This window comes from Mesorhizobium sp. M0998 (assembly GCF_040318885.1).
Classification (GTDB): domain Bacteria; phylum Pseudomonadota; class Alphaproteobacteria; order Rhizobiales; family Rhizobiaceae; genus Mesorhizobium.
The window spans coordinates 1-2,651 of sequence record NZ_JAMYND010000095.1; the positions used below are offsets into that span (position 1 = coordinate 1).

The following is a 2,651-nucleotide window of genomic DNA, read 5'->3' on the forward strand; positions in this document are numbered from 1 at the left end:
TTGTACAACACGACGAGAGAACGCCCACGGGACCGAGGAACGCAAGTTTCTTTATCCATGGCATCCCTGGGCCGGGCGTTGTGTTCACGTTCATGAGGTGATCGAGAAGGCTGACCGGGAGGTTTTCCGCTGCAGTCTCTCTGGCCACGCCTCCGATCGGTGGCTGGAGGTTCCGGCCTGGATGTTTGATCGCGCGGTCTGCACCGCGTGGCGCATTGCCGCTGCCCCACATGTCGATCCCAGAACGCTTGGCGTCTTGGTGACACTGCTGCAGGACGCGACGGCCAATTCCCACACCCCATCGCAATTGGAGGTTTCGGGCGCAGCATCGGATCCTCACGACGCGAATCGGGGAGAGGTCCATGCCGCGCCAGCCCACGACATATCAGTTCGATCTGTTCTCCAACCCGCACGATGCGGAGACCGCGCAGATGCCACCATGGCAGGCGCTGCCGGAAGAGACGCGCCTGACGCTGACAAAGCTGATGGTGCGCCTGATCCTCGACCACGTCGACGGCGAGCGCGCCGTTCCACGGGAGGAGGCACGCCATGATGCATGAGAAGATCCGGCCCCACCATCTGGAGCGAAAGGCGATCCTTTATGTGCGGCAGTCCTCGGCCCATCAGGTTCTGCACAATCGTGAGAGCAGCGCCCTGCAGTATGCGATGCGCGATCGCCTGGTCGCGCTCGGCTGGTCTTGCATCGAGACGGTCGATGACGATCTCGGCCGCTCTGCTGCTGGCGGTGTCGCGCGAGCGGGCTTCGATCGGATGGTCGCAGCAGTCTGTCTCGGCAAGGTTGGGGCGGTTGCGGCGCGGGAGGTATCGCGCTTCGCCCGCAACAGCCGCGACTGGCAGCAGCTCATCGAGATGTGCCGCGTCGTCGATACCGTGCTGATCGACCAGGAGACGGTCTACGCACCGCGCCAGGGCAATGACCGGCTGCTGCTGGGATTGAAGGGCAGTCTCAACGAGTATGAGCTCGATCTTCTGCGTCAGCGCTCCTTGTCGGCCCGCTATGAGAAGGCCCGGCGCGGTGAACTCGTCGTCGCTTCCCCGGTCGGCTTCGTGAAGGTCGGCGACCGGCTGGAGAAGGATCCCGACCGTCGCATGCAGGAGGCCATCACCCTTGTGTTTGACAAGGTGGCGGAACTCGGCAGTGCCCGCCAGGCCCTGCTCTGGTTCCTCGAACATGGGCTGGATTTGCCTGCCAAGCGCAACAATGGCGATGTGGTCTGGCGCAGGCCAAGCTATGCGACCATCCACCGAATGATCGAGAACCCGATCTACGGCGGCGCCTATGCCTATGGTAAGACTCGTGCTGCGTCGGGATATGATGCAACAGCCATTCGTTCGCGCAGCCGCCGTAAGGCGCGTGATGAATGGCTGGCGCTGATCCCGGGTGCACACGAAGGCTACGTCAGCTGGGAAAGGGCGGAAGCGATCCGCAAGATGGTGAGCGACAACGTGCCCACGAGCCGGCATCACGGGGCGCCCAAGCATGGCGACGCTCTGCTCGCCGGCCTTGTCCGCTGCCGGCGCTGCGGCCGCAAGCTGACGGTCCGCTACACGGGAACCAAGCACAACATTCCGCGCTATTCCTGCTGGCGTGGTCTGCTTGACAATGGCGAGCCGCGTTGCATCGCCTTCGGTGGACTACGCGTCGACGACGCCATCGAGGAAGCTCTTCTGCGGGTTGTCGAGCCGGCAGCGATAGCCGCGGCCGTCGAGGCCGAAGCGCAAGCGGCCAGTCGCCGCGATCAGGTCCGCGATGCTCTGATGCGCGATCGCGAGGCGGCACGCTACAACGCCGATCGGGCGTTCCGGCAATACGACGCCATCGATCCGCAGAACCGGCTGGTCGCGGCGGAACTGGAGTTGCGATGGAACCGGGCGCTTACGCGTGTCGGCGAGATCGAGAGCAGGATTGCCGCGCATGATGCCTCGACATCGGAGCCATCACTTCTGTCGCCAATACACGTCACCGCGCTCGCCGCCGATCTCAAGGCTGTATGGGCGGCGCGGACGACGGATGCAAGGCTCAAGAAGCGCATCGTTCGCACCGTCATCCGGGAGGTGGTCGCCGATATCGATGACGAAGCGTCAGAGATCGTTCTTCTGATCCATTGGGTTGGCGGCGTCCATACTGAACTGCGCCTGCCGAAGCGGCGCCGTGGACAGCGCAACAGCACGTCCGGCGATATCATCGCGGCCGTCCGCCAACTGGTGCTCATCGCCAATGATGATCTGATTGCTGGCATCCTCAACCGCAATGGACTGGTGACCGGCCACGGCAATCGATGGACACGCGAACGGGTCACCGCGCACAGGTCGCATCATAAGATCCCTGTCTTCCGGCCAGCGGCGGACGGCAAAGAGCCATGGCTTAACCTGAACAAGGCGGCGCGCCTTCTCGGCGTTGCACCGAAGACCCTCAGGCTCGCCGCCGAGGCGGGCGAGATCGAAGGCGTTCATCCTCTGCCGGATGGTCCATGGGTCTTCAGCCGATCAACGCTTGGCGAACCTGCGGCACAGCGCATCGTTCATCGCGCGCGGCAAAACCCAAAATACCCCACGGGATCGCATCCAGATCAGCAAAACCTATTCACTTCAACGACATAGACAGATGGGTGTTATGAAACAGGATTGTA

At 63.1% G+C, this 2,651-nt stretch carries 2 protein-coding genes; both read left to right on the forward strand.

Annotation, left to right across the window (positions count from 1 at the left end; translation table 11 throughout):
* The first annotated feature begins 362 nt into the window (after positions 1-362).
* Positions 363-560, forward strand: coding sequence for a hypothetical protein (locus NKH59_RS33145; RefSeq protein ID WP_023722661.1), 198 nt, complete (start codon positions 363-365; stop codon positions 558-560).
* Positions 550-2,622, forward strand: a complete 2,073-nt coding sequence (locus NKH59_RS33150; protein ID WP_353024431.1) for a recombinase family protein — start codon at positions 550-552, stop codon at positions 2,620-2,622. The genes NKH59_RS33145 and NKH59_RS33150 overlap by 11 nt, the downstream gene beginning before the upstream one ends.
* Positions 2,623-2,651 lie beyond the last annotated feature (29 nt).